The sequence below is a fragment of the Frankia sp. CeTa3Moorea genome, assembly GCF_978021225.1.
In genome coordinates this window covers 16939-18894 of the sequence record NZ_CDXDOR010000105.1, presented here as the reverse complement: position 1 = coordinate 18894, position 1956 = coordinate 16939, and the positions used below count along the sequence as shown (strand labels likewise).

The following is a 1956-nucleotide window of genomic DNA, read 5'->3' as shown; positions in this document are numbered from 1 at the left end:
GACTCATACTGGCCGCGGCACCGCGGGATGGCGCAGGCGGTCGGCGGTGGCAGTCGCCGCGGTGACGGCCATTGCCGTCGCCGGCCTCACGGCGGCCATGAACTGGCCCACCTCCGATGCCCAGCTGCTGTCGGAGGACAGGCCGAATATCACGCAGGGGCAGGTGACGCAGGGGCAGGTGACGCAGGCGCCGACCCCGGACGCGGTACGTCCGCCCGTGCCTGCGGCCGCACCCAGCAATGCGGCCGCGACGTCCTCGACAGTCGTCCCGACGGTCGCCGGAGCGTTCACCAGCCGGGCTGCGTCGCCCGGGGGCTTGGAACCACGCCTCATGGAGCCCATCGCGCGGCAGGTCAGCAAGCCCTCGCCCTCCGCCGCTCACCGTCCCGACCCTGCTTTTGTCAAGGCGCCTGCGGCACCGCCTCCGTCCTCGCCGTCCACCGCCCCGGCGCCACGCACGCCGACGACGGGGCCACCGACCACGACTCCTACACAGCCGCCGACCACGACTCCTACACAGCCGCCGACCACGACTCCATCGTCAGCCAGCCGACCGCCGACGGCACCACCGAGCACCCCACCCTCGACGACACCGACCGGGGTGGGCGCTCCGACGTCGACGTCCCCACCGAGTGGCAACCCCGGGAGCCCAAGTACCGGACCCGCTCCCAGCAGCTTCTCCACCGGAAGGACAAGTTCGCCCGACACAGGCGACTGGATCATCAATCCGATTACAATACCACTGCCCATTTTCATCTAGTCTTTTCTCTAGTCCACATTGCACAACAATGTGGATAAGGGCATACTCAAAAGCTGCCAGATCGAGCAGGACGTTAAAAATCCCGAGATCCGCCGAGTGCCGATAGTAGGCCTGGAAGGGACTGCGGTTCGGTCCCGGACCCGTCGGCGCCATAATCATGCATTTTCCACTCGGGCTCCCCGGTCCTTGTTCTCAGCCAGTATGGGAAAGTCATTAAATAAGTTGATCACTTGATCTATGTTTAGGATTCCCCTGTGATCGCCTCGGTAGGGTTATGTCCGTGGTGGACGATCGTTCGGCGAAGGTAACTGGTCAGGTGTCGCTTGATCGACAGTGACGGGCAGTTACGCGGTGGCAGTGAGGGGCGGGTTGGTTTCGGGCAGCCAGGGGCGGCCCGCGGTGAGGCGGGTGAGGGCGTCGAGCAGGCCGAGGCCGTTCTTGCGGGCTGTCGACAGATAGCTGCGCAGCGCGTAGAAGTGCCGGGCCCCGGCGAGCGAGCGCAGGCAGCCGGAGATCTTCTGTCTCAGCTTGACCATCCTGCACCTCGCCGCGTACCTCGGACAGTTCCTGGCGCAGCGTACCGATCAACATCACGAGCTCGTCATACGACGGCACGGGCTGATCGACGGATGGCACGTGATCAACCTCTAGGGCTGTCACCCACCGCGAGCACCCCGGCGCCACGGCGGATATCACTCACACGACCTGACCTGCGACAACGCTAAACGATCGAGCTACCTGACCAGTAACACCCGGGCGACAGGTGCGGCCCGGAACACGATCAAACGTGGGATGGAAGAGGCCGCGGACCCGTCGCCTCCGCCTGCCGGCCGGGTCCGGGCGCCAGGCGGAGGCCGTAAGAAACTTGAGGAGGCCGATCCGGAAATCGTCGAGGCTCTCGACGGGCTGGTCGAGCCGGAAAGCCGCGGGGATCCGATGACGCCGTTGCGGTGGACGACGAAGTCGACTCGGAAGCTTGCCCTTGAGCTGACCGGAATGGGGCATCCGGCCAGTCATGCCGTGGTGGCCGAGATTCTGAAGTCGATCGGGTACAGCCTCCAGGGAACGCGCACAAGGCACGAGGGGCGCGGGCATCCGGACCGTGACGCCCAGTTCCGCCACATCAGTGCCACCGCGGCGGCGTTCCTGGCGGCCGGAGACCCGATGATCAGCGTGGACACGAAGAAGATTGAGAA

At 65.7% G+C, this 1956-nt stretch carries 3 protein-coding genes and 1 pseudogene; 1 reads left to right on the top strand and 3 read right to left on the bottom strand.

The window, feature by feature from the left end; genetic code table 11:
* Positions 1-3: 3 nt before the first annotated feature.
* The 3 genes from AC08OV_RS17065 to AC08OV_RS17055 form a co-directional block, all read right to left on the bottom strand.
* Complete coding sequence (locus AC08OV_RS17065; RefSeq protein WP_476619932.1) at positions 4-333, bottom strand: hypothetical protein; 330 nt, start codon at positions 331-333, stop codon at positions 4-6.
* Between the two features lie 45 nt (positions 334-378).
* Positions 379-708 carry a hypothetical protein gene (locus tag AC08OV_RS17060; protein ID WP_476619931.1) on the bottom strand — a complete coding sequence of 110 codons (330 nt, stop codon included), beginning with the start codon at positions 706-708 and terminating at the stop codon, positions 379-381.
* 396 nt (positions 709-1104) lie between these two features.
* On the bottom strand, positions 1105-1296 hold the full coding sequence (locus AC08OV_RS17055) for a hypothetical protein (protein ID WP_476619930.1): 192 nt from the start codon (positions 1294-1296) through the stop codon (positions 1105-1107).
* Positions 1297-1516: 220 nt separating this feature from the next.
* On the opposite strand from AC08OV_RS17055, the pseudogene AC08OV_RS17050 reads away from it, so the two are divergent.
* Positions 1517-1956 (top strand): annotated as a pseudogene (locus AC08OV_RS17050) (ISAzo13-like element transposase-related protein); the annotation flags it as partial.

Coding starts and splice junctions, on each gene's coding strand:
- AC08OV_RS17055 (WP_476619930.1), bottom strand. CDS start 1,296: ATGGTCAAGCTGAGACAGAAGATCTCCGGCTGCCTGCGCTCGCTCGCC.
- AC08OV_RS17065 (WP_476619932.1), bottom strand. CDS start 333: ATGAGGCGTGGTTCCAAGCCCCCGGGCGACGCAGCCCGGCTGGTGAAC.